This is a genomic window from Arthrobacter sp. 10T419 (genome assembly GCF_056394105.1).
Genome location: NZ_JBFTHF010000023.1, coordinates 1 through 942, shown reverse-complemented (window position 1 = coordinate 942; position 942 = coordinate 1). Strand labels below are relative to the sequence as shown.

General features: G+C 65.1%; 1 protein-coding gene. It reads left to right on the top strand.

Annotated features, from left to right (window positions below):
- A partial coding sequence (locus tag AC1DBD_RS17680) for an NHL repeat-containing protein (protein WP_476982699.1) occupies positions 1-942 on the top strand: 942 nt, incomplete at both ends.

The following is a 942-nucleotide window of genomic DNA, read 5'->3' as shown; positions in this document are numbered from 1 at the left end:
GTGTTGGTGACGGGGGCCATCATCTATCCGGGGTTTAAGACTGCTGAGGTGGAGTTGAACGATGGTGGTGTGTGGGTGGTGTCGAAGGCGAAGAATGCGGTGGGGCGGTTGAATTATCCGTCGCGGGTGTTGGATGGTGCGGTGACGCCGGCGTCGACGACGTTTGATGTGTTGCAGGATGCCGGGACGGTGTTTGTTGATGATGCGTCGGGTTCGACGTTGAACCAGGTGTCGGCGGCGCAGATGCGTTTGGGCGGGGATAAGAAGTTGCCGGGSTCGGCGGAGGTGAGTTTCGGGTCGCGGGTGATTGCGGTGACGGATGCGGCGCGGGGCCGGGTGTGGGCGTTGTCGCCGTCGACGGTGAATGGTTTTGATGAGGAGAATTCGGAGCCGGTGCTGTCGGGGRCGCGGGGGACGGTGTCGGCGGTGGGGGCTGATGACCGGATTTATAGTGCGGATCCGACGTCGGGTCAGGTGACGGTGACGGCGGTGGATGCTGATGGCCGGGTCACGGATTCGCAGGTGAGTTCGTGGGAGGGGTTGAAGGGTGCGGGGAGCATCCAGTTGAGCGTGGTGGGGGATCAGCCGGTGGTGCTGGACGCGGGCGGCGGGAAGTTGTTGTTGCCGGGCGGGCGTGAGTTGGCGTTGGCGGATGCGAAGGATGCGAAGCTGCAGCAGCCCGGTCCCGGGGCGGGTGCTGTGGCGGTGGCGACGCCGAAGGCGCTTTTTGAGGTGCCGTTGGATGGTTCGGCGGCGAAGACGGTGGCCTTTGGCGGGCAGGGGGTTCCGGCGGCGCCGGTGCAGTTGGGTGGTTGTGTGCATGCGGCGTGGTCGGGGGCGAATAAGTATGTGCGGGACTGCGGCAGTGATGCCGATGACAGGAGCGTGGATGTGCCGAAGGCGTCCGCGTCGCCGTCGTATGTGTTCCGGGTGAACCGGGAA